This window comes from Fredinandcohnia quinoae, from assembly GCF_022427965.1.
In the GTDB taxonomy this organism is placed as follows: domain Bacteria; phylum Bacillota; class Bacilli; order Bacillales; family Bacillaceae_L; genus Ferdinandcohnia; species Ferdinandcohnia quinoae.
Map to the genome: position 1 here is coordinate 48,614 of NZ_JAKTTI010000023.1, position 20,929 is coordinate 69,542.

The window sequence follows — 20,929 nt, forward strand, 5'->3', positions numbered from 1 at the left end:
AGTAATGGAGTGAATCATAATGAATTTATTTACATTTGATGATATGAAAAAAATCAAACGCGAAACTTTGGGAGATCTTGTCCCACTCGAATTATTTCGTTCTGTACGCTTGATTGGAATGTATCAAGGACTGCCAATGAAGGGGAAAAATACTACTTTAACTGTCGGAAGAGAAATTGGAAAGAGTATGCCTATCCATACAGTTGAAGATGCCCTTAACCTATTCGAGGAATTAAAAATTGGGATTCCAAAAATCTTGAAAAGAACCGATAATGAAATACATATCGCGATTGAAGACTGCTTCTGTGAAGGGCTTCCGCCTATGGAAGGTAACATGGTATGTGACTTAGAAGGAGCAATTTTAGAAGGAGCTCTTTCAAAGATATATGATGGCAAAATAAGTGTAAGGGAAATAAAGTGTAATGTGAACGGGGATGAACATTGCGAATACATTATTACATATTCATAAAGCAAGAAATGCACATCCATTTTTAGGATGTGCATTTAATTCCTTATTCCTTTACCAATTCTATTGTACTTCTTACTGTATCAATTGGTCTGACAAAACTTTCAATTTGTTCACGTTTACCCTCTAAAAATGGAGGAAGTGATAATTTTTCACCAAGTGTTTCATAAGGTTCGTCTCCCATAAATCCAGGGCCATCTGTTGCAAATTCAAATAAAATCTGTGGTGCTACTCTACAATACAAAGACCCGAAAAAGAAGCGATCCACAAATCCTGATGTTTGGAAACCAAAGCTTCTCAAATGATGATCCCATTCATCTAATACAGATCTGTCATCCACACGGAAGGCAGCGTGATGAACTGTTCCAAAGCCTTGACGTGCTTGGGGAAGAGTCGTATTATGTTCGACAATCACTTGTGCCCCATTGCCACCTTCACCAACTTCAAATAAATGAAAATCTCCTTCTTGACCAATTTCTTTATATAATAGAACTTTTTCCATCATTTCTTTAAAATAATCGAAGTTTGCTACTCGTACAAAAATTGGTCCTAATCCAGTAATCGCATATTCTAATGGGATCGGCCCCTTTTCCCACGGTGTACCCGCTTTAATACCTTCATTATTTTCATCTGAAATCAATTGATATTGTTGATCATCAAAATCAACAAAGGAGAGTGTCTTTTTACCAAATTGCTCTTTAATCCCCGTATGCTTTACTTCTAAGCGGTCAAAGCGTTTAACCCAATACCCGATTGCCTCATCACTTGGTACACGGAATGATGTTTTAGAAATCTCATCAGTACCATGCACACCCTGTGGAATACCAGGAAAATCAAAAAAAGTCATGTCTGTACCGGGACTACCTGTATCATCAGCAAAAAATAAGTGATAGGTGCGGATATCGTCTTGATTCACAGTTTTCTTGACTAAACGCATGCCTAATACATACGTAAAAAATTCATAGTTCTTCTCTGCACTACTTGTAATCGCAGTAACATGGTGCATTCCTTTTAAACTCTTCATGTTAATTCCTCCAATTATATTTAAGGTGCTATATTATTGTAATTCGAATACTTTATCTTAATTTAAAACATCTTAATTTCGAGATAAATATACCAAAAAATTGTTGTGTTGTCAATTTTGCTATCTAACCTTGATTAGTTCCATCTTTTTCGGTGCATTATACTAAGTGAAACTTCAAGCAGTGGGCCCCCGCTGATTGTTAGTTGAACTAATCGGGCTTTTACGGGCAGTTTATCCTTCACTAATGCTTCTAGTTTTTGCTAAGTCTTGTAGTGTGGGATTACTGCTCGTTAATGCGGGATAGAGGAAATTGATTGGGAGGTGTCACATGAAAACTATATCCGTGAATTTTCACAAAGAAGACGCGGTTGAAGCGATGAATGTAAAGATTCTTGAGGAGGAGGATTTTGAAAAGGTAACGGAAGGTGGAACTCGTCATTTATTTGAATTAGATACGAATATTGGCTTTTTTGTCTTTTTTGATGGTGAAGATTCTGAAGGGAACTTGCATTATCTCGCCCTCCAGTATGAAGAGGAGTCCGAGGATCCAACCTTTTGTTTTTCTTTTGAACTGAAGGACTTTTATGAATTTCTTGCATTGTATTTAAATGATCTCGAATTTCAAGATGAAACTGAAGAGGATTCTGAAGAACAAGAATATGGCTCAATCCATCATCTTGCACATCTGCTCTACCATATTGTCGAAGATGCGAAAAATGTGGAATAATTCTTAAAAGGCGCATATCACCTGGATTGCGCCTTCCTTTTTAGTATTCACTTGTAATTATTGGCGTTCCAAGCGTGACATCAATCTGATTCGGATTATCATCGACCCTTAAACCAATTTGCATATTGATTTTTTGATTGTCCTTTGTAATTAGTTCGGATTCAAAAGCTTTAGAAAATGCTGAAATAGAAACAAATGATGGTTCTGTTAGTTGCTCCACTACTTCCCCCTGTGAATCGGCCAATATTTTCTCCGATACGCTTATAATATCTATCTCTGAAAGTTTACCCGATATTGTATAAAAAACATTTTCATCTTCTTTAAAAGTCTTTTCTATCCAGTCCAGGTGGCTATTATTTAATGTTGCTCCCCTTACCTCATACGACATTCCAATTTCATATTTTCCACCTTTAGCATAAGAGGTTAGCTTCAATTCTTCAGTTAGGCCAGAAGTATTTGTATTTTTCTTTCCATTCCAAACATAGTGATGATTTTTTTCCTCATCTGTTAGTTCCCAGTCATAGTTTTTATATGTTATCATAATTTCGTTTGTTTTCTTCTTCATGTCTGTGAAGTTATTTACTGTATCTAGTTCTTTTCTTTGATATACTTTCCAGGATGAAATATTAATCTTATTTTTATCTGCAATTTCCTTCACTTCGATCATGTCATTTATTTTGTTTGACTCAGTAGGATCATTTGAGTAAATACCTATTACTAAACCAAATGATACTAGTATTGAGATTGCTAATTTCATAAGTCCCTCACCTCCTTAGTAAGCATTACCAAGAATGTGAAAGAATATACCTATTAGACTAGCAAACTTAAAAATTACTTTAGTTAGGCAATAGAGGTTTTCTATCTCAGACATAACAAAAAAGCATGCCCGTTTTTTTTCAGGCATGCCTTTATCTTATATGTCAGATATTTTATTATCGAATTATCCGCGTCTTCCTCCTCGGCCGCCACGCTTTGTTTCAGTGTTGCGTTTAAGGGAAGATAAATTTTCTTCACTTGATTTCAAAAATTTCGCCATTTTATCTTCAAAGCTTTCCTTTGGCTTGAAATTGCCTTTTGAACGGAAGTCTTTGGAACGACGATCATCTCTACCCTGACGTGGTGGACGCCCAGAATAAGAAGAAGTTTGTCCCTCTGGTTTATCAATAGCCTTTTTGATGGACAAGGCAACTTTTCCGTCTTTCTCACTAATCACTTTTACTTGTACTTCATCACCTATTTTTAGATGATCATTAACATCCTTAACATAGCTATCCGCTACCTCACTGATATGCACAAGACCTGTTGAACCCTCTGGTAATTCTACGAATGCTCCAAAGTTAGTGATGCCTGTTACTTTACCTTGAACCTTACTACCTACTTCGATTGACAAAAAAATTTCCCCCTTAGTAATGTTAACAATACCTTATTATATCAAATTAATGCAATAATATCATTTGGAGTTTATTCCCTTTGAAAAATTTTTAAAGAAATATTATAAGAATACCTATTTTTCCCTATTTCCAAACAGATTTATACTGCTTTCTATATTTTGGGTCCACTTCATGCTCAATTAAATCCAAGAGACATCTAAGTATACCTCTAGATTATTCGGCAATCCAAATGGGCAACATTATAACCTCTTCTCGATTCCATGGTTTGAAATGGGCTTTTACACTTTCAATGACAAATCACTCATCCTTCCATTATCGTTCAAAAAAGCACGGTTTATACATAATTTAACATAAAATTGTAAAAAAACAAAAAATGAGGGACTTGCATCTCCAACATCAACCAACAAGCCCTCCCCAAAACTTACAATTATTGCACGGGAAATGAAAAAAAATCGACCAAAAGAAGTCGAATGGATCAAATGCGTCTTGTCGTATTTGTGCCCGTGCCCGATTATGAACCCACCCACATCAACCAAAATGGTGTCAGGCACTGATCTTTTGTATAATATAGGTTGGACAAGTTTTAGATATTGGAGTGGATTTTATTTTGGAAGCAAAAAAAGCTTTGCCGATATTGTTTGTAGTTATGTTCCTTGTTATGGTTGGGTTTGGAATTATTATTCCAGTATTGCCCTTTTATGCGGAGGAAATAGGGGCATCCCCCACTGAGTTAGGTTTATTAATGGCTGTTTATTCATTAATGCAGCTTTTATTTGCTCCAATGTGGGGACGTATTTCCGATCGAGTCGGTCGAAAGCCTGTTATTATGATTGGGATTTTCGGGTTAGCTTTATCATTTTTCTTAACAGCGGTGTCCACTTCACTTTGGATGCTATTTGCAGCTAGAATTATTGGCGGTATTTTATCTTCTGCTAATATGCCGACTGTCATGGCGTATGTGGCAGATATTACATCTGCTGAAGATCGCGGAAAAGGCATGGGAATCATCGGAGCTGCGACCGGTCTTGGCTTTATTTTTGGGCCAGCAATTGGTGGTGTTTTTTCTAAAATAAGTTTAAGCACTCCTTTTTACATAGCAGCTGCATCCTGTCTGTTAACTTTCTTTTTAGTTATGGTCATTCTCAAAGAATCACTAACACCTGATCTTCGTACCGGAGAAACAAAGCAGAAGACACCTTTACTTGCAGCATTTAAAGGGTCAGTATCAATTCTTTTTTTATTACAATTATTTGTTTCTTTATCATTATCAGGTCTAGAGGCAACCTTTGCTTATTTCGCAGCAGAAAAGGCTGAGCTTGGAACAGTGAAATTAGGATACATATTTATGATTATGGGATTAGCTAGCGCCATTGTACAGGGTGGTTTAGTTGGTAGGCTTACAAAAAAACTTGGTGAAGGGTTTGTTATCCAGCTTGGAATCATTATTTCCATCATTGGCTTTGCACTAATTTTACTAGTTAATAGCTTTTTGACAGCGGCGGTCTATTTAACGATATTTGGAATTGGGAATGGCTTTATCCGTCCTAGTATTTCCTCTTTATTAACAAAGACTTCCACAATCGGACATGGCAGTACAACCGGGCTTTTATCATCTTTTGATTCATTAGGAAGAATTGTAGGTCCACCACTCGGTGGCTGGCTATTCTCAATTACGATTGGGCTGCCGTATATATCAGGTATTGTTTTATCTTTAATTGCATTGATTTTATACCAAATATACAAAGCCAAAGGAAAAGGACTTCAAACAGATATTTGATCAAAAAGCTCCAATCCCATCGGACTGGAGCCTTTTCATTTATTTATAATGATTCCTTAATCACCTTTTTCGAATAAAGAACAGAGAGTAAACCAAAAATCGAATACAACGCAGTATACAATAACATCACGATAAACATTGGTGTCCATAGCTCTGTCCCAAACATGAACCAACCTGATTTTACTGCAAAATAACTGTGTAATAATCCTATCACTAATGGAATTCCAAAATTAAAGAGTTGTTTTGCCTGTATTCCTTTTAATAAATCAAATTGTGTGAAGCCAAGCTTACGTAAAATGGTGTAGTTCGGTTTTTCATCCTCGCTCTCATCCATTTGTTTAAAATATAAGATACAACCCGATGTAATCAGAAATGTTAGCCCTAAAAATCCAACTATGAACATAATTAATCCCATATTCATTTTCTGATTTTTACTCATTTCTAGACGGGAATCGCTTTTACTACTGAATTTTATTTTATTATATATCTCATTTGCCTGCTCAAGCTCTGCTTTATTTTCAATATCAATCCCAATATAAGTTGATGATTCCAATTGAATGGCTGGATTGATATCATTCTTTAATTGTTCAAAAACAGACTCATCTACAATGGCTGTCGGTAAACCCCCACTTGTGAAATAATACGAAACGTAAAAAGCATCCTTCATACCCAAATATTTTTGCGGGATTGCTTCTGATTTTCCAATTAATTCAATATTACCAGAATCCTTTAAAGACATAAATTTACTTAGTAGATCATTTTGTCCTGTGAAAATAGTTTCATCTGGTTTAAGATCAATTCCATTAATATCCTTATCACTTATTACAGGAGTTTGTACAGTGCCTGTGTCAAAATCCATACCTTCCAAACTACTTTCTAAAATCTTTTCTATCTTAGCATCAATTTGGATGACATCAATGACTTTTTCCTTAAACTCAATGTTATTTTCCGTTAAAGCCGTTTTATAAAGTTCAGCATCCTGGCCATTTGTCATATAAAAATGGTTTGGAACATTTTGTTTAGCACTTTTTTCCGCAGAATAGTAGGAAATATAGCTTAATGATAATAATGCAATCGCTAGTGCAGAGACAGTTGTGATAATCGTTAATAAAAAGGCATTCGATTTCATTCGGAACATGATTGAAGAAAGGGACAACACTTCATTAATATTTAAATAGCCACCCTTTTTTTTACGGATGAGATTAAAGATAAAACTAACCGACCCTTTATAAAAAAGATAAGTTCCTAAAATAACTGCTCCGAGAATAAAAATCATCGCTAAAAATAACTCAGTCATTGTTACAAAATCTCCACTAAATAATTTTGTTGAAGTGTAGTAGCCCGCAACAATAAAGACTATACCGATGATTCCGATGATGATTTCAAAAATAGAAAGTTTTTTCACTCTTGCTTCTGTTTTAGAAGTCACTCTAAATAATGATAGAATACTTTGTCTCTTAATAAAAACAAAGTTCATGATCAAGATAAATAGATAGATCAGTGTAAAAATAATAACCGTTTGAACAAGTGCTTCAACGGAAAACTGCAGACTTGCAATTCCATTTACACCTGTAATTTTTAATAAAACCATAATGATTAACTTGGAAAACGCAAACCCTACGAAGATTCCAATGAACAAAGAACCAAAATATAGCATTAAATTCTCGGCACTCAAAATACGGAATATTCGACCCTTCGTCATGCCAATTAACTGAAATAGACCGATTTCTTTACTTCGTCGTTTTATAAAAATAGTATTTGCATATAAAAGAAAGATTGAAACAATTGCTACAAGTAAGATTGATGCCGCCTTAATTGCTGCAGCCCCTTTTACTGAACCAGCCGTCTCATCCATTTCTGGGTCATATTGCAAGGTAACGAACGCAAAGTAAAGTGCCGCACTAAAAACAAGTGCAAAGACATACAGATAATAATTCTTTAAATTCTTTTTCAGATTTCGAAAAATGAGTTGATTAATGTTCATTTTGCACCCCACCTAGTACACCCTGTGTTTTCATGATGTCCTTAAAGAAGGCATGTCTTTCTTGTTCTCCTTTATTTAGCTGGGTATAGATTTGTCCATCTTTTATAAAAATAACCCTACTACAATAGCTTGCAGCAACTGGATCATGAGTAACCATAATGATCGTTGCTTTACGCTTTTGATTCAAATCACTTAGTTTGTTAAGCAAATCTGACGCAGATTTTGAATCGAGTGCCCCAGTTGGCTCATCTGCGAAAATAATGCTTGGCTCATGAATAAAAGCACGCGCTGCTGATGTTCGTTGTTTCTGACCTCCAGATATTTCATTTGGATACTTATCCTTCATTTCATAAATTCCTAATTCCTTCGCAACTGTCTCGAATCTTTGATTTGCTTCTTTTTTTGATACATTTGATATAGATAATGGCAATAGAATATTTTCCTTCACCGTTAACGTATCTAATAAATTATAATCTTGAAAAATAAAGCCTAAATGATGCTTACGAAACTCAGCAAGCTGCTTCTCCTTCATCCTTGTTATTTCTTTTTTTTCAATTTTAATAAGCCCGTTGCTTACCTTATCGATTGAAGAAAGAACATTGAGCAAAGTGGTTTTACCAGAACCAGATGCTCCCATAATACTAACGAACTCTCCTTCCTCAATTGTTATATCAATTCCTTTTAAAACCTCCTGTTTATTAAATTTATTACCGTAGCTTTTATGAATTTTTACTGCCTCTAATATTGTCATAATTATCGACTCCTTTATTCTATATTCTCATTATAAAATTCTTCCCTTCTATTCTCCTTCGATTATCCGAACAAATAATAAAAGCATGTGACATTTTTGTCACATGCTTCTGAGATTAACGAATTCATTTTTTCTTGGTAATGTTAATGAGAAGGTTGTTCCTTCTCCTAGCTTAGATTTAACACTGATTTTTATAAGTAATGACTTCGCAACCTTTTCTGCTAAATATAGACCCATTCCTGTAGCGGCATGATCATGATGTCTGCTTGTAGATGTAAAACCCTTCTCAAATATACGTGTTATATCCCTTGGGTCAATTCCACGCCCATTATCCTTTACTTCGAGTATGGTTAAATGATGTTGCTGATAACTTTTAATGATGATATCGGATTCCCTACTATATTTGACAGCATTTGTTAAAAGTTGTCTGATGATAAAAGCTAGCCACTTGGAGTCACTTTGTACCTGTTTTATTACTAGATCGATATCAAAACCAATCCCTTTTTGCATACACCACGATTGTAAATCTTTTATTTCTTTAAAAAGAATAGCTTCCAATTCAACATTCTCTATATACAAATCATTTTCAATGAATGGTATTCGTTTTTGGTGTAGCTGCTGATCAAGTAATAAGTGTATTCGCAGCCACTCATACTTCAAATGAGCTTTTATCTCCTCATCCTCTAAACGTTCGATGATTAATTGCATAGCTGTTAGCGGTGTTTTCACCTCATGAATCCAAGATAATAGCTCATCCTTCTCCTGCTCGAGCGCTAATTGATTTTTAGTAGCCTTTTCTATTAAAAAATCGATTTGATTGATAATACTTTCTTCAACGATTTTTTCAAAAGGTCTTTCAGCACCGACAATACTGGTTACATCCAAATTATCTTCTCGTTCAGCCAAAAGTTGATAGAATTTTGTCTCTCTATGAAAGCGAAAAATCAAAAAAACGATAAAGATGATTACTTCAATAAAAACAATATAGAGAATCGGTTTTATTGGGATTGTTGTATCAATAAAAGCTACAAAACTAATAAGTGCTTGTAGGAATAAAAATAAAAATATCCAACTACGTCTTTCAATTAGGAACTTTATAATCATACCGCCGTCTCTTCCATCGCAATATAACCTTGCCCCACTTTTGTTTGAATATAGCTTCCTAAACCCAATTCATCAAGCCTTTTTCGCAGACGATTCACATTGACGGTTAACGTATTGTCACTAACAAAACGCTGATCATCCCATAAACTTTTGATTAACTCTTCCCGGCTCACTATTTTATTTTTCTGCTCAATCAGTAGTTTTAAGATAAAGATTTCGTTCTTTGTAAGTTCAATTGTCCCCACATCATTGGTTACTAAATTTTTCTCATAATCAATCGTTGCATTACACCACGTTTTTAGAGTTATTTGTTCGGTATTATAATTATAGACCCGGCGAAGAATCGCTTGTATCTTCGCAATTAGCACATCAAAATGGAATGGCTTTTGGATAAAATCATCTGCACCAAGCTGCATTGACATAACCATATCGGTTGGATGGTCCCGTGATGATAAAAAGATGATCGGAACATTGGAATGGCTTCGAATCAATCGACACCAATGAAATCCATCAAACTTTGGCAGCTGAATATCAATTATGACTAAATCAGGCTTGATATCTGTGAACTCCTGAAAGACTTTACTGAAATCAGTAATACCATATACATCATAAGACCAGCCCGTTAACCGATCTTTGATTTCATTGAAAAGTGTTGCATCATCTTCAATTAACATGAGTTTAAACAATGGATCCACCACCATACTTTTCATATCATTTACATCATATTGTATAGCAATTATTTTATAGTTGCTATACTTTAAAAGATTGTGGTTCCCCAAATGATTATTTCATATATTTATTGACTAACTCATAACATCTTTCTTTTGTTATTCGTGTTTGTGTCATTAAATATTGTAATGACTCCATCGTTCCACCCTCATATTCTGACGATTCTTCCTTTGCAACTTCATCTCGATGAGTGATCCAATCACGTTGTTCATCTCTAAGATTACTCATCTCACCATCTGAAATTTGTTTTTTAAGAGCTCCGTAGATTTCATTTAATGCCCCATCCCATACTTTAAAAATTTCACCTTGAACTTGATTCATATCTGCCTGTGTTGTAGCAGCTTCCAATTTTTTATCTAAATCTGCTACGGTGTTTTCAACATCCTTAAGTTTCTTTAAATATTCTTGTTTAGTATTAACGGTTATATCGTCTTTGACTGTGTCTTCTTTATCTTCATTTTTGTTTTCAGAATCCGTTTTTTCCTTCGTTTCCTTTTCAGTTACTACCTTCTCTTTAGAATCCGTTTCCTCTTTATATTCACCGCTTTCCTGTTTCACATCACTCGCGGCTTTTTCATTATTATCAGCTCCACATCCCATTAATAATAAAAATGGTATAAATAATATACATAGTTTTTTCACTATTCATTCCTCCTTAAGAAATCGATAATTAGACGATTCATGATTGATAAAAGTTACACTTATTGTAAATCGGATTATCAAGATCGGCGTAAAACGCATGCGTGGAAAATTCACATAAATATAGTGTTTAGAAGATGTTTTTCTGAGGAGTTTGAGGAGGAATATGCATGTTATTCGGGAAATATGCACAATAAAATCGAGGTATGCACGTTACATTACGGATATGTGCGATACTCTCGATTTATGCGCGATTTACTCGGGATTTGCACGTTCCAACGGACTTATACGCGTTAATCCTAGGATTTGCACGTTACGCTCGACATATGCAGGTTAGCCCGATTTCCACAGTACACTTTTGTTATGTAAGGCATGTTATTCATTCGTCCCATATGCCATCTTACGAATGATTTGTTCATGCTGAGGATACTCTTTTAATAGTTCTTCCTGACGAAATAACTCAAAGTCTTCGAACTCAAAGCCAGGTGATACCATACAACCAACAAGAGAATACGTATCTTTCTCCATTACGGATGAACCAAAGATTGTATTCCTAGGAACTAATACTTGGGGTTTCTCACCTTTTTCAAGATCTAATCCTAATTTTATTTCTTTATAATCGCCATTTACATCAATCACATGAACAGTTAACGCACTTCCACCATGGTAATACCAAAGTTCATCCGATTTTAATCTATGAAAATGAGAAATATCATTAGACCTTAAGAGAAAATATATACTTGTGTATAGCTTACGATTATTTGTTTCTTGGCTATCAGAAATAAAAGTAGTAGACTCGTATGTGCTTTTATAGAATCCTCCCTCAGGATGCGGACTTAGCCCAAGGTTAGATATCCAATATTGTGCGTTCTTTACGTTCATATCCATTTCCTTTCCTATACAGATTTTGCATGTGGTATTCAACCCATCATTTTCTTCACTAGCTCTCGATTACGCTTTTTGAATAGTTCATTATGTGATGAGACCATCCCTGATTTAGATGCATCAGGTTGGATATACTGCTTTGCTTTATTCACTGCATTAGCTGCGTCCTGAAATGCTCCTGCTATTAATTGAACCTTCCCATCAAACATTAGAATATCACCTACAGCATAAAGGCCGGCTACCGAAGATTCGCATGTTGCATTACCCGCAATATAGTAATTATCTACTCGTTCAATATTTAATTCACTATTCTCAAGTAATGTCGAATCTTGCTCATACCCATGATTAATGATTACTTCATCAATTTCTAAATATGAAACTTCACCAGTTTCATTATTAGTCAACTCAACCTTTTCAATAACCTCATGATCATTACTTGCTACTAATTTTGTAATTGATGAATTAAAGAAACATTCAGCCCCGCTATTCATGAGCTGTGTTACTTGTGCTTCATGCCCTCCAAAATTATCTCTTCTATATGTAACATACACTTTTTTAGCAATCGGCTCTAATTCATTTGCCCAATCAATCGCAGAATTTCCACCACCAGAAATAATCACTGTTTTATCTTTGAAACGCATTAAAGACTTCACTGTGTATTGTAAATTTGAGACCTCAAACCGATCAGCACCTTCAATCTCTAGCTTTTGAGGATTCAATATTCCGCTACCAATGGCAATAATAATTGTTTTTGAATAATGGCTTTGTCCTGAGGAAGTCCTTAATACAAATATCCCCTCTTCATCACGAGTGATGGACTCTACCTTTTCATTTAACACAACAGTGGGTTTAAATGTTAGCCCTTGTTCCACAAGCTGCTCAATTAATTTTGCACCTTGAATGGGCGTTTGCCCTCCAACATCCCATATCATTTTCTCAGGATAAACATGTAATTTTCCACCTAATTGTGGTTGAAATTCAATAATCTTTGTTTTCATTTCTCTAAGTCCACTATAAAAAGTCGAGTAAAGACCAGCAGGTCCTCCTCCAATCACAGTCACATCAAATAATTCTTCTTGTATCATTTCCCGATCACTCCTCGGTAATCAAATGTAATTGATTATCATTCTCATTAAAATATACCTCTTTTTTAGATTCTTTACAAGACTGAATTTTTTCCATATTTTCTTACAGCCCAGTTTCCTTTTATCAAAATTGAATTACGCTCCTAGCTAGTTTTATTCAGTTATGTTTCTTAAAAGAAACCGTTGACATCAATAAAATTTAGTTTTATAGTTTATATCAAATCGATACTGATAATCATTATCAATTATGCATTCTTACTTAAAAGGAGGTTACTTGATGGTCCGCCTATATACAAATGATTTAAACATTAGTTATGGAGAGCGGTTAATCGTCAAAGATTTAAGTGTTGATATCCCTGATAAAAAAATCACAACCATTATCGGCTCAAATGGTTGCGGGAAGTCTACCCTTCTAAAAGCGATTACACGAATTATTTCTCATCAATCTGGTGCAGTCGTACTTGATGGAGCAAATATTTCAAAGGAGAATACGAAGATCCTTGCTAAAAAAATGGCGATTCTTCCACAAACACCAGAAAGTGCAAGTGGTTTAACAGTTGGTGAACTTGTATCGTACGGACGTTTTCCATATCAAAAGGGATTCGGACGATTAACAAAAAAAGATTATGAAGTCATCGACTGGTCTTTAGAAGTTACAGGAATTAGTGATTTTAAGTTTCGTCCTGTTGATTCACTTTCTGGAGGACAACGTCAGCGTGTCTGGATTGCAATGGCCCTTGCACAAGAAACAGACATTATTTTTCTTGATGAACCGACTACTTATTTAGATATGGCCCATCAATTAGAAGTCTTGGAGCTATTACAAAAATTAAATCTTGAACAAGATCGAACAATTGTCATGGTTCTTCATGACTTAAATCAAGCTGCACGATTCGCAGACTATATTATCGCTTTAAAAGACGGAGAAATTGTAAAGGCAGGAAATTGTGAGGAAGTCATTAAACATGATGTACTTAGAAAAGTATTCAATATTGATGCCGAAATCGGTAGAGACCCGAGAACAAATAAACCAATGTGTGTAACTTATAATCTAGTAAAAGGAGACTTTTTACATGAAGAAGATAATTATCCCCTTTATTCTGCTGCTGGCGCTAGTAATTAGTGGCTGTAGCAATAACGAGGCAACAGGAAAAGAAAAAGAGAAGCCATCAGAAGAAAAAAAGGCTGAGACAATTACATATGAATCCGAAACCGGCCCAATTGAAGTTCCGGCAAATCCGAAACGAGTTATATTATTATCTGGATTTACTGGGAATGTTTTAGACCTTGGAGTGAATGTCGTTGGTGTTGATGTTTGGTCAAAAACCAATCCAACATTTGCAGAAGAATTAAAAGATGTAGAAGAAGTATCTGACGAAAGCTTAGAAAAGATTATTGAATTAGAACCAGACCTAATCATAGGGTTATCCAACATTAAAAACATTGAAAAACTAAGTGAAATTGCCCCTACTGTAACATATACTTGGGGCAAAGTTGATTATTTAACTCAACATATAGAGATTGGAAAACTAGTAAATAAAGAAAAAGAAGCAAAAGAATGGGTAGAAAACTTTAAAGCACTTGCTAGTGAGGTTGGAGAAGAAATCCGCGCAAAAATTGGTGAAGATGCAACAGTATCTGTCATTGAAAGCTATGATAAGCAGCTATATGTATTCGGAGATAACTGGGCACGTGGAACTGAATTATTATATCAAGAAATGGGCTTAAAAATGCCTGAAAAGGTAAAGGAAATGGCTTTAAAGGATGGTTATTATGCAATTTCAGCCGAAGTCCTTCCAGAGTTTGCTGGTGATTATGTTGTGTTCAGTAAATACTCAGATGCTGATAACTCATTCCAAGAAACTGAAACATATAAAAACATTCCTGCTGTAAAAAACAATCATGTTTTTGAAATGAACGGGAATGGAGCATCCTTCAGTGACCCAGTCACATTAGAAAAACAACTTGCATTTTTTAAAGAAGCATTTTTAGGAAATTAAAACTAATAAGAGGGATTCTTTATTAAGAATTCCTCTTCCCTATTCTAGGAAGGGACAGATACATGACTTATGACAAAAGAAAAACAACCAACATTTCCATTTATATATAAGTTGATAGTTGGATTACTTGTCTTTATCGGGATGTTTTTTGCAGCCTGCATTTTTGGTGCTGCAGACATCACAATCAAAGATGTGTGGCTTGCACTAACGTCAACTACTTCAGGAGAGAAAATTAATATCATCCGTGAAATTAGATTGCCACGGGAAATTGCAGCGATATTTGTTGGAGCAGCACTAGCTGTTTCGGGTGCCATCATGCAAGGAATGACGAGAAACCCCCTTGCTGACCCGGGCTTACTTGGGCTTACTTCTGGGGCAAATGCAGCATTAGCCATTACCATCGCATTTATCCCTTCAACAAATTATTTTTGGATTATGATTTCTTGCTTTATCGGAGCAGCCATTGGCGCAATCTTAGTGTTTGGTATATCAGCAATAAAAAAAGGTGGATTTTCTCCTTTTCGAATAGTCTTAGCTGGTGCGGCGGTCTCCGCATTTTTATATGCAATTGGAGATGGAGTAGGAATCTTTTTTAAAATCTCAAAGAACACATCCATGTGGACAGCTGGTGGATTAATTGGCACTTCATGGAACCAGCTTCAAATGATTGTACCCGTTATTACAATCGGCATACTTATCTCACTTTTTCTCTCAAGACAACTTACCATTCTAAGTTTAAATGAAGAAGTGGCTGTGGGATTAGGTCAAAGAACAACTCAAATCAAAGCCATTTTGTTTATTGTCATTATTTTACTTGCTGGTGCAGCTGTTGCTCTTGTTGGAAATATGGTATTTATCGGTTTAATGATTCCGCATCTCGTTCGAGCAATTGTTGGCACAGATTATCGTTATATCATACCTTTTTCAGCGATTTTAGGTGCTACTTTTATGCTTTTTGCTGATACACTTGGTCGTACAATCAACGCACCTTATGAAACACCTGTCATCGCAATTGTTGCCATGATTGGTTTACCTTTCTTCCTGCTAATTGTACGAAAAGGAGGTAAATCTTTCTAATGATTCATCCAGCATTACTAAAAAAACAACGAATTATTTTTTTCATTCTCTTATTACTCATTTTAATAACTATTGTAGTCGGGATGGGGTTAGGCCCTTCTTCCCTTTCCTATGATCGACTGCTGCCAACCCTTTTTGGCCAAGGAACATTTAAAGAAGATTTTGTTTTATTTTCAATTCGATTCCCTCGAATCATTATTACATTATTATCAGGTATGGCACTTGCATTGTCAGGAGCTATTTTACAAGGAATTACGAGAAATGATTTAGCTGACCCTGGTATTATCGGGATCAACTCTGGAGCAGGTGTAGCCATTGCCGTTTTCTTTTTATTTTTTCCAATTGAACCCGGTTCGTTTGTATACATGTTACCAGTAGTTGCATTTATTGGCGCTTTAATAACAGCTTGTATCATTTATATTTTTTCATACAGTAAAACTACCGGTCTTCAACCAGTTCGGCTAGTACTCGTTGGGGTTGGTTTTTCAATGGCTCTTTCTGGAATTATGGTTGTTCTTATTTCATCAGCTGAACGTGAAAAGGTAGATTTTATCGCGAAATGGTTAGCCGGCAATATATGGGGTACAGATTGGCCTTTCATTTGGGCGCTTCTTCCATGGTTAGTTATTTTAATTCCGTTTACCTTATATAAGGCAAATCGTTTGAACCTCCTGGGACTTAGTGAACCTGTAGCAATCGGTGTTGGTGTATCTATTGAAAAAGAACGCATTACGATACTCTTAACAGCTGTTGCACTCGCTGCATCCGCAGTTTCTGTCACTGGTGGGATTGCTTTTATAGGCTTAATGGCACCACATATGGCAAAGGCATTAGTCGGACCAAGAAATCAATTATTTATTCCGATCGCTATATTGCTCGGTGGATGGTTTCTCGTACTGGCAGATACCATTGGTCATAATCTAGTTGAGCCAAATGGAATTCCTGCTGGTATTATGGTTGCTTTAATTGGTGCACCGTATTTTATGTATTTATTGTTGAAGAGATAAATGGAACTGAAAATGTAGCCCAAGCAGCTGTAGTTAAACCTACAAAGAGACTTTCTTTGTAGGTTAACTAAGCCTTTTTGATTATTCATTAAGCTTTTTTCTAATTTCAGAATTCACTTTTCGGAGTGCCTTTTTCGATCCCCTTTCCATATCATGTTGTAATTTTCGATCCTTATAACTGACGAATAATGAATTGATGTCATACCCTTCAGGATATAAATCAGCTGCTTTTATCTCCAGCTCAATTCTCTTAGCATTTACTTCTACGAATTGATTCTTATAGAGTACTACTACATTATTGAAATTGTCCCTTTTCTTATAGACAATCCCAAAATCAGCGTATTCTGTAATTTTCACTTTGTCCCCAACTTCAAATTCATACGTTGTATTTTTTTGAGCATCAGCCTTAACTGGCTTTTTAATTTTACTTTCTTTTACTTGTTCTAAGTCATAATCTTTAATTTCAATATAGTTCTGCGCTTTTTGCAGCACCTTTTCAGGTAGATTCATTTTTTTAGCAATCCAAAGAGCATTACTATCCCCAGATGTGCCGATGAGAAGTTTATACATCGGCTCTAATGATTCACTATTGAATTGCATTGCAGCATTCATGAAGTCACTATGGATTTCTGAGTATCTCTTGATTTCTCCATAATGTGTTGTAGCAACAGTGATACAACCTTTTTGGTAAAATTCCTCAAGTATAGCAATGGCAAGAGAAGCCCCTTCGTTCGGTTCTGTTCCACTTCCGATTTCATCAAAAAGGAGCAGTGTGTTATTGGTAGATGCTCTCATAATTTCCGAAATATTTTTCATATGAGATGAAAATGTACTGAGAGAATTTTCGATACTCTGATTATCACCAATATCCACAAATATTTGATCAAAAATAGCTATTTCTGTCCCCTCATCTGCTGCAATATGAAAGCCTGACATCACAGCAAGTGCTAAAATTCCGATTGTCTTCAGCACCACTGTTTTACCGCCGGCATTTGGTCCTGTAATGATTAAACTTCGGTACTCATTTCCAATCTCAAAGTCTAGAGGAACAATATGTCCTTGTAAAAGTGGATGCTTACAGTTCTTCAACCTGATAAATCCATGTTGATTAATCCTTGGCTCAATACCATCAATGCTTTTACTAAATTTTGCTTTGGCAAAGATCATATCGTACTGGCTAATAAGTTCAATATTGATATTGATTTGTCTGATTTCTTCAAAAATCATTCCCGAAAGTGTCGCTAATATTTGGTACTCCTCAATGGATTCCTCGGCTTTTAAACTAGCTAACTCTGCATTAAATTTTGATATAGCTGCTGGCTCAATAAACACTGTAGAACCTTTAGAAGAAACCTCAATGATGGAACCAGCTACTTGGTTTTTATATGAGGCCTTAATTGGAATCGTAAAACGATCATCCTTTTTACTAATAAAAAATTCCTGGATATACTCTTTATTGGCACCACTCTTCAAAAATTTATTCAAGCGATCTTCAATTTTTTCTTCTGTTCGGGCAATTTGGTTTCGAATTCGCTTTAAATTTTTACTCGCTTCAGAATCCACCCGATTTCCTTTTATTGAGTAATTAATGTTCTCTTCAATGCTTCTAAATTCAGTCATTGATTGAGCATAAGAATGTAAGACAGGTGCAAAAAATTCCTTATCTTGCATAAATCTCTTGATATTTCTACACCCTCTTAAGAAATCAGAAATAGCCACTAACTCCGATGGGTCTAAAATCATCCCTTTTTCAAGCTTTTCAATATGATGGCCTATATTTGATATACCTTTTAGTGGTATTTGATGATCAGCATCCAGCAACTTCCTTGCCTCTGTTGTCTCATTCAAACTATTTTTTACTACCTTACTATTGGTACTTGGCTGAAGCTTGTCGAGCATTTTCTTCCCTAGACTGCTCATACAATTTGCCTTTACCATTTCTTTTAGTTCGTTATATTGTAATTTTTCAAAAGTCATTGTATTCATAGCGATCTCCTTTAATTTGAAATAATAAAAAAATGCCCGCAGTAAACTCTCCTACCAACCCATGTGAACTGTTAAAAAAATAACTGTTTACATGAGTATAGAAAGCTCCTGCGGGCACATACCCTTTTGATCACAAGGTATTTTTATCGGTAACAAATAATGTCATCAAACGTAATCGTACTATAACAAAAAGCATGACAGGACAAATCCCGCCATGCTCTTCGTCATAACACTCTTTTGTGTTAACCGAATATATGGATAAGGAAGCAGTCTTATGGTAGGTATTCACAATGCTTTGCAACATTGTGAAAGAAGGCATACGTAATACACTGAAAAAATCAGTTCATTACATACCTTATTCAACTAAATTAGTTGATACCTACTCCCGACATACAACACCACACCTTTTATAAGAATAATTAAAATATATCATCATTCTAATCGAGAGTCAATTTTCTTTCGATCATAAATAAACCTTATATGTTATTCTTGACCCTTATACGCTTGTCTCAACATGTTGATATTAATTTTTTTCATTTGTAGCATAGCTTTCATTACTTTTTCTGCTTTTATAGGATTGGGGTCACTAACCATTTCAGTTAAGCTTCTAGGAATAATTTGCCACGATACACCGTACTTATCCTTCAGCCATCCACATACTTGAGCCTTCTCATCTCCACCCTCAGATAATTTCTCCCAATAATAATCCAATTCATCCTGTGAGTCACAATTGACTACAAATGAAATGGCCTCAGTGAATTTGTATTGAGGACCACCATTTAATGCAATGAAAGCTTGTCCTTCTAGATCAAATTCCACGGTCATTACTGTTCCTTCCTCTATCCCATTGATTTCGTGCCTTTCTTTACCATAGCGAGTAATTCTTCCTAACTTGGAATTACTAAAGATCGAAGTGTAAAACTTTGCAGCCTCTTCTGCCTGTGTATCAAACCATAGATTTGTTGTGATTTTCTGGATTTTATTATTCATGATTTTCTCCTTCTCTTTTTGTTTATTCTTCCCATAATAACCTAAAACTTCACAACAAGGATAAAGACCTGGTGCTGTAACCCATTTGCACCAGGCCAAACCTTTACTTATTATTCTTTTATTCCAGTATAAATATGGATCGCATCTCGTAAAAACTCAGCTGTACCTGGTTGTTCTTTATCGTAGTACGCTGTAAATCTTTCATCATCGACATACATTTGAGCAAGACCTGCATGCGCTTCTTTCGTATATTTTGGCCAATAGAACATTAGCCATTGCTTGTGAAGTTCAGCTGCTTTTTGAGCAAGTTCACTCGCGGGATCACCCGTTTTGAATGCTTCAGCTAATGTTTCAGTAACCTGTTCTGTTAGCTTCGTTACAGCTTCATGCTCTTCTTCGGACATATTCATAACTTTTTCATTTGATTGATCAATCGCTTTGTCACCATATTTCTCTCGGATTTCTTTCCCATATTTCTTCTCATTTTCATCTATCATATTTTTCTTAAATCCATCAAATTTTTCCTTATCTGACATATTCATTCTCCCTTCTGTTAATGCAATTGTTTTATTCACATTTGCGATTAGTATATCTAGCTGTTCCCTTTTTTCGAGGAGTTTTTGACGGTGTTCCTTAAGTGCAGATGCCCCATCAAAGGAAGGCGCAGTAACAATGTCTTTAATACTGTCTAGGCTGACTCCTAGTTCACGATAAAATAAGATTTGCTGCAACCTGTTAACTTCGACCTGACCATAGATTCGATATCCTGACGAATTGATTCTTGCCGGCTTAAGAATTCCAATTTCATCATAATAACGTAATGTTCTTGCACTAACACCCGCTAGGCTTGCTAGCTTTTGCACGGTATATTCCATGTGCTCACCTCCTCATACATTTACGATACACCTTTACGCAGCGTCAAGGTCAATAGGAATAGTGAAAAATTTTTATGTGGCTGTAAACTCAAATGTTTTCCAGTTACTAGGCACTTATTTGGATTTCGAAAATATAAATTTTGGGTACTTTTCCCTTTGTATTCATCGGGGTGGAGGGGGGTTATCGTGCATATATTTGGGTTATCGTGCATATATCTGGGTCAACGTGCATATATCTGGGTCAACGTGCATATATCTTAGTTATCGTTCATATCATCTTACGAACGCACATATATTCGAGATATCGTGCATATCTCCGAAATAACGTGCATTCCTTGCCTATTGACCGTATTTTGAATTAATGGCCGTATTTTCAGATTGATCATGCACCTGTCAAGTAGACACTCTTAAAAACAGCCATTATGCCGATTT

The 20,929-nt window shown here is 35.5% G+C and carries 20 protein-coding genes; 7 read left to right on the forward strand and 13 right to left on the reverse strand.

What is annotated here, in order from left to right; genetic code table 11:
* Positions 1–19 precede the first annotated feature (19 nt).
* A complete protein-coding gene (locus MJG50_RS14340; RefSeq protein WP_240256432.1) occupies positions 20–469 on the forward strand; it encodes a V4R domain-containing protein in 450 nt (149 codons plus the stop codon).
* A 43-nt stretch (positions 470–512) separates the two neighbouring features.
* Here MJG50_RS14340 and MJG50_RS14345 read toward each other — a convergent pair whose 3' ends face one another.
* Entirely contained in the window at positions 513–1,490 is a 978-nt protein-coding gene (locus MJG50_RS14345) for a ring-cleaving dioxygenase (RefSeq protein WP_240256433.1), read from the reverse strand.
* 328 nt (positions 1,491–1,818) lie between these two features.
* On the opposite strand from MJG50_RS14345, the gene MJG50_RS14350 reads away from it, so the two are divergent.
* The gene (locus MJG50_RS14350) at positions 1,819–2,217 is read left to right on the forward strand and encodes a cytosolic protein (protein WP_240256434.1); all 399 of its coding nucleotides are present in this window, start codon (positions 1,819–1,821) and stop codon (positions 2,215–2,217) included.
* Positions 2,218–2,257: 40 nt separating this feature from the next.
* Here MJG50_RS14350 and MJG50_RS14355 read toward each other — a convergent pair whose 3' ends face one another.
* Both MJG50_RS14355 and MJG50_RS14360 read right to left on the reverse strand, forming a co-directional pair.
* Positions 2,258–2,974, reverse strand: a complete 717-nt coding sequence (locus tag MJG50_RS14355; protein WP_240256435.1) for a YwmB family TATA-box binding protein — start codon at positions 2,972–2,974, stop codon at positions 2,258–2,260.
* A gap of 183 nt (positions 2,975–3,157) precedes the next feature.
* Entirely contained in the window at positions 3,158–3,607 is a 450-nt protein-coding gene (locus MJG50_RS14360) for a S1 domain-containing RNA-binding protein (protein ID WP_240256436.1), read from the reverse strand.
* 608 nt (positions 3,608–4,215) lie between these two features.
* Here MJG50_RS14360 and MJG50_RS14365 point away from each other — a divergent pair.
* Positions 4,216–5,385, forward strand: coding sequence for an MFS transporter (locus tag MJG50_RS14365; protein WP_240256437.1), 1,170 nt, complete (start codon positions 4,216–4,218; stop codon positions 5,383–5,385).
* Positions 5,386–5,428: 43 nt separating this feature from the next.
* Here MJG50_RS14365 and MJG50_RS14370 read toward each other — a convergent pair whose 3' ends face one another.
* The 7 genes from MJG50_RS14370 to MJG50_RS14400 all read right to left on the reverse strand — a co-directional run bounded on the left by MJG50_RS14370 (position 5,429) and on the right by MJG50_RS14400 (position 12,562).
* Positions 5,429–7,369, reverse strand: coding sequence for an FtsX-like permease family protein (locus MJG50_RS14370; protein WP_240256438.1), 1,941 nt, complete (start codon positions 7,367–7,369; stop codon positions 5,429–5,431).
* Entirely contained in the window at positions 7,359–8,120 is a 762-nt protein-coding gene (locus tag MJG50_RS14375) for an ABC transporter ATP-binding protein (protein ID WP_240256439.1), read from the reverse strand. Before MJG50_RS14375 ends, MJG50_RS14370 begins: the two co-directional genes overlap by 11 nt.
* 99 nt (positions 8,121–8,219) lie before the next feature.
* Complete coding sequence (locus MJG50_RS14380) at positions 8,220–9,224, reverse strand: sensor histidine kinase (protein ID WP_240256440.1); 1,005 nt, start codon at positions 9,222–9,224, stop codon at positions 8,220–8,222.
* On the reverse strand, positions 9,221–9,910 hold the full coding sequence (locus MJG50_RS14385; protein ID WP_240256441.1) for a response regulator transcription factor: 690 nt from the start codon (positions 9,908–9,910) through the stop codon (positions 9,221–9,223). Before MJG50_RS14385 ends, MJG50_RS14380 begins: the two co-directional genes overlap by 4 nt.
* Positions 9,911–10,007: 97 nt before the next feature.
* Positions 10,008–10,595 (reverse strand): lysozyme inhibitor LprI family protein, encoded by a 588-nt coding sequence (locus MJG50_RS14390; protein WP_240256442.1) that lies wholly within the window; start codon positions 10,593–10,595, stop codon positions 10,008–10,010.
* A gap of 372 nt (positions 10,596–10,967) precedes the next feature.
* Positions 10,968–11,474, reverse strand: coding sequence for a cupin domain-containing protein (locus tag MJG50_RS14395; protein ID WP_240256443.1), 507 nt, complete (start codon positions 11,472–11,474; stop codon positions 10,968–10,970).
* A 38-nt stretch (positions 11,475–11,512) separates the two neighbouring features.
* A complete protein-coding gene (locus MJG50_RS14400; protein ID WP_240256444.1) occupies positions 11,513–12,562 on the reverse strand; it encodes an NAD(P)/FAD-dependent oxidoreductase in 1,050 nt (349 codons plus the stop codon).
* 277 nt (positions 12,563–12,839) lie between these two features.
* On the opposite strand from MJG50_RS14400, the gene MJG50_RS14405 reads away from it, so the two are divergent.
* From MJG50_RS14405 to MJG50_RS14420, 4 genes are all read left to right on the forward strand, one after another.
* On the forward strand, positions 12,840–13,685 hold the full coding sequence (locus MJG50_RS14405; protein WP_240256445.1) for an ABC transporter ATP-binding protein: 846 nt from the start codon (positions 12,840–12,842) through the stop codon (positions 13,683–13,685).
* Complete coding sequence (locus MJG50_RS14410; RefSeq protein ID WP_240256446.1) at positions 13,636–14,562, forward strand: iron-hydroxamate ABC transporter substrate-binding protein; 927 nt, start codon at positions 13,636–13,638, stop codon at positions 14,560–14,562. The genes MJG50_RS14405 and MJG50_RS14410 overlap by 50 nt, the downstream gene beginning before the upstream one ends.
* Before the next feature lie 69 nt (positions 14,563–14,631).
* Entirely contained in the window at positions 14,632–15,639 is a 1,008-nt protein-coding gene (locus tag MJG50_RS14415; protein WP_240256447.1) for a FecCD family ABC transporter permease, read from the forward strand.
* On the forward strand, positions 15,639–16,646 hold the full coding sequence (locus tag MJG50_RS14420; RefSeq protein ID WP_240256448.1) for a FecCD family ABC transporter permease: 1,008 nt from the start codon (positions 15,639–15,641) through the stop codon (positions 16,644–16,646). Before MJG50_RS14415 ends, MJG50_RS14420 begins: the two co-directional genes overlap by 1 nt.
* 81 nt (positions 16,647–16,727) lie before the next feature.
* Here MJG50_RS14420 and MJG50_RS14425 read toward each other — a convergent pair whose 3' ends face one another.
* The 3 genes from MJG50_RS14425 to MJG50_RS14435 form a co-directional block, all read right to left on the reverse strand.
* Positions 16,728–18,632 (reverse strand): endonuclease MutS2, encoded by a 1,905-nt coding sequence (locus MJG50_RS14425; protein ID WP_240256449.1) that lies wholly within the window; start codon positions 18,630–18,632, stop codon positions 16,728–16,730.
* A 483-nt stretch (positions 18,633–19,115) separates the two neighbouring features.
* Positions 19,116–19,622, reverse strand: coding sequence for a VOC family protein (locus MJG50_RS14430; RefSeq protein ID WP_240256450.1), 507 nt, complete (start codon positions 19,620–19,622; stop codon positions 19,116–19,118).
* A gap of 110 nt (positions 19,623–19,732) precedes the next feature.
* Positions 19,733–20,497 (reverse strand): MerR family transcriptional regulator, encoded by a 765-nt coding sequence (locus tag MJG50_RS14435; protein ID WP_240256451.1) that lies wholly within the window; start codon positions 20,495–20,497, stop codon positions 19,733–19,735.
* Positions 20,498–20,929: the final 432 nt, after the last annotated feature.

What these genes read in the sequence shown, in the direction of transcription:
- MJG50_RS14340 (WP_240256432.1), top strand. Translation starts at nt 20, where the DNA reads ATGAATTTATTTACATTTGATGATATGAAAAAAATCAAACGCGAAACT.
- MJG50_RS14345 (WP_240256433.1), bottom strand. Translation starts at nt 1,490, where the DNA reads ATGAAGAGTTTAAAAGGAATGCACCATGTTACTGCGATTACAAGTAGT.
- MJG50_RS14350 (WP_240256434.1), top strand. Translation starts at nt 1,819, where the DNA reads ATGAAAACTATATCCGTGAATTTTCACAAAGAAGACGCGGTTGAAGCG.
- MJG50_RS14355 (WP_240256435.1), bottom strand. Translation starts at nt 2,974, where the DNA reads ATGAAATTAGCAATCTCAATACTAGTATCATTTGGTTTAGTAATAGGT.
- MJG50_RS14370 (WP_240256438.1), bottom strand. Translation starts at nt 7,369, where the DNA reads ATGAACATTAATCAACTCATTTTTCGAAATCTGAAAAAGAATTTAAAG.
- MJG50_RS14375 (WP_240256439.1), bottom strand. Translation starts at nt 8,120, where the DNA reads ATGACAATATTAGAGGCAGTAAAAATTCATAAAAGCTACGGTAATAAA.
- MJG50_RS14380 (WP_240256440.1), bottom strand. Translation starts at nt 9,224, where the DNA reads ATGATTATAAAGTTCCTAATTGAAAGACGTAGTTGGATATTTTTATTT.
- MJG50_RS14395 (WP_240256443.1), bottom strand. Translation starts at nt 11,474, where the DNA reads ATGAACGTAAAGAACGCACAATATTGGATATCTAACCTTGGGCTAAGT.
- MJG50_RS14400 (WP_240256444.1), bottom strand. Translation starts at nt 12,562, where the DNA reads ATGATACAAGAAGAATTATTTGATGTGACTGTGATTGGAGGAGGACCT.
- MJG50_RS14405 (WP_240256445.1), top strand. Translation starts at nt 12,840, where the DNA reads ATGGTCCGCCTATATACAAATGATTTAAACATTAGTTATGGAGAGCGG.
- MJG50_RS14410 (WP_240256446.1), top strand. Translation starts at nt 13,636, where the DNA reads ATGAAGAAGATAATTATCCCCTTTATTCTGCTGCTGGCGCTAGTAATT.
- MJG50_RS14415 (WP_240256447.1), top strand. Translation starts at nt 14,632, where the DNA reads ATGACAAAAGAAAAACAACCAACATTTCCATTTATATATAAGTTGATA.
- MJG50_RS14420 (WP_240256448.1), top strand. Translation starts at nt 15,639, where the DNA reads ATGATTCATCCAGCATTACTAAAAAAACAACGAATTATTTTTTTCATT.
- MJG50_RS14425 (WP_240256449.1), bottom strand. Translation starts at nt 18,632, where the DNA reads ATGAATACAATGACTTTTGAAAAATTACAATATAACGAACTAAAAGAA.
- MJG50_RS14430 (WP_240256450.1), bottom strand. Translation starts at nt 19,622, where the DNA reads ATGAATAATAAAATCCAGAAAATCACAACAAATCTATGGTTTGATACA.
- MJG50_RS14435 (WP_240256451.1), bottom strand. Translation starts at nt 20,497, where the DNA reads ATGGAATATACCGTGCAAAAGCTAGCAAGCCTAGCGGGTGTTAGTGCA.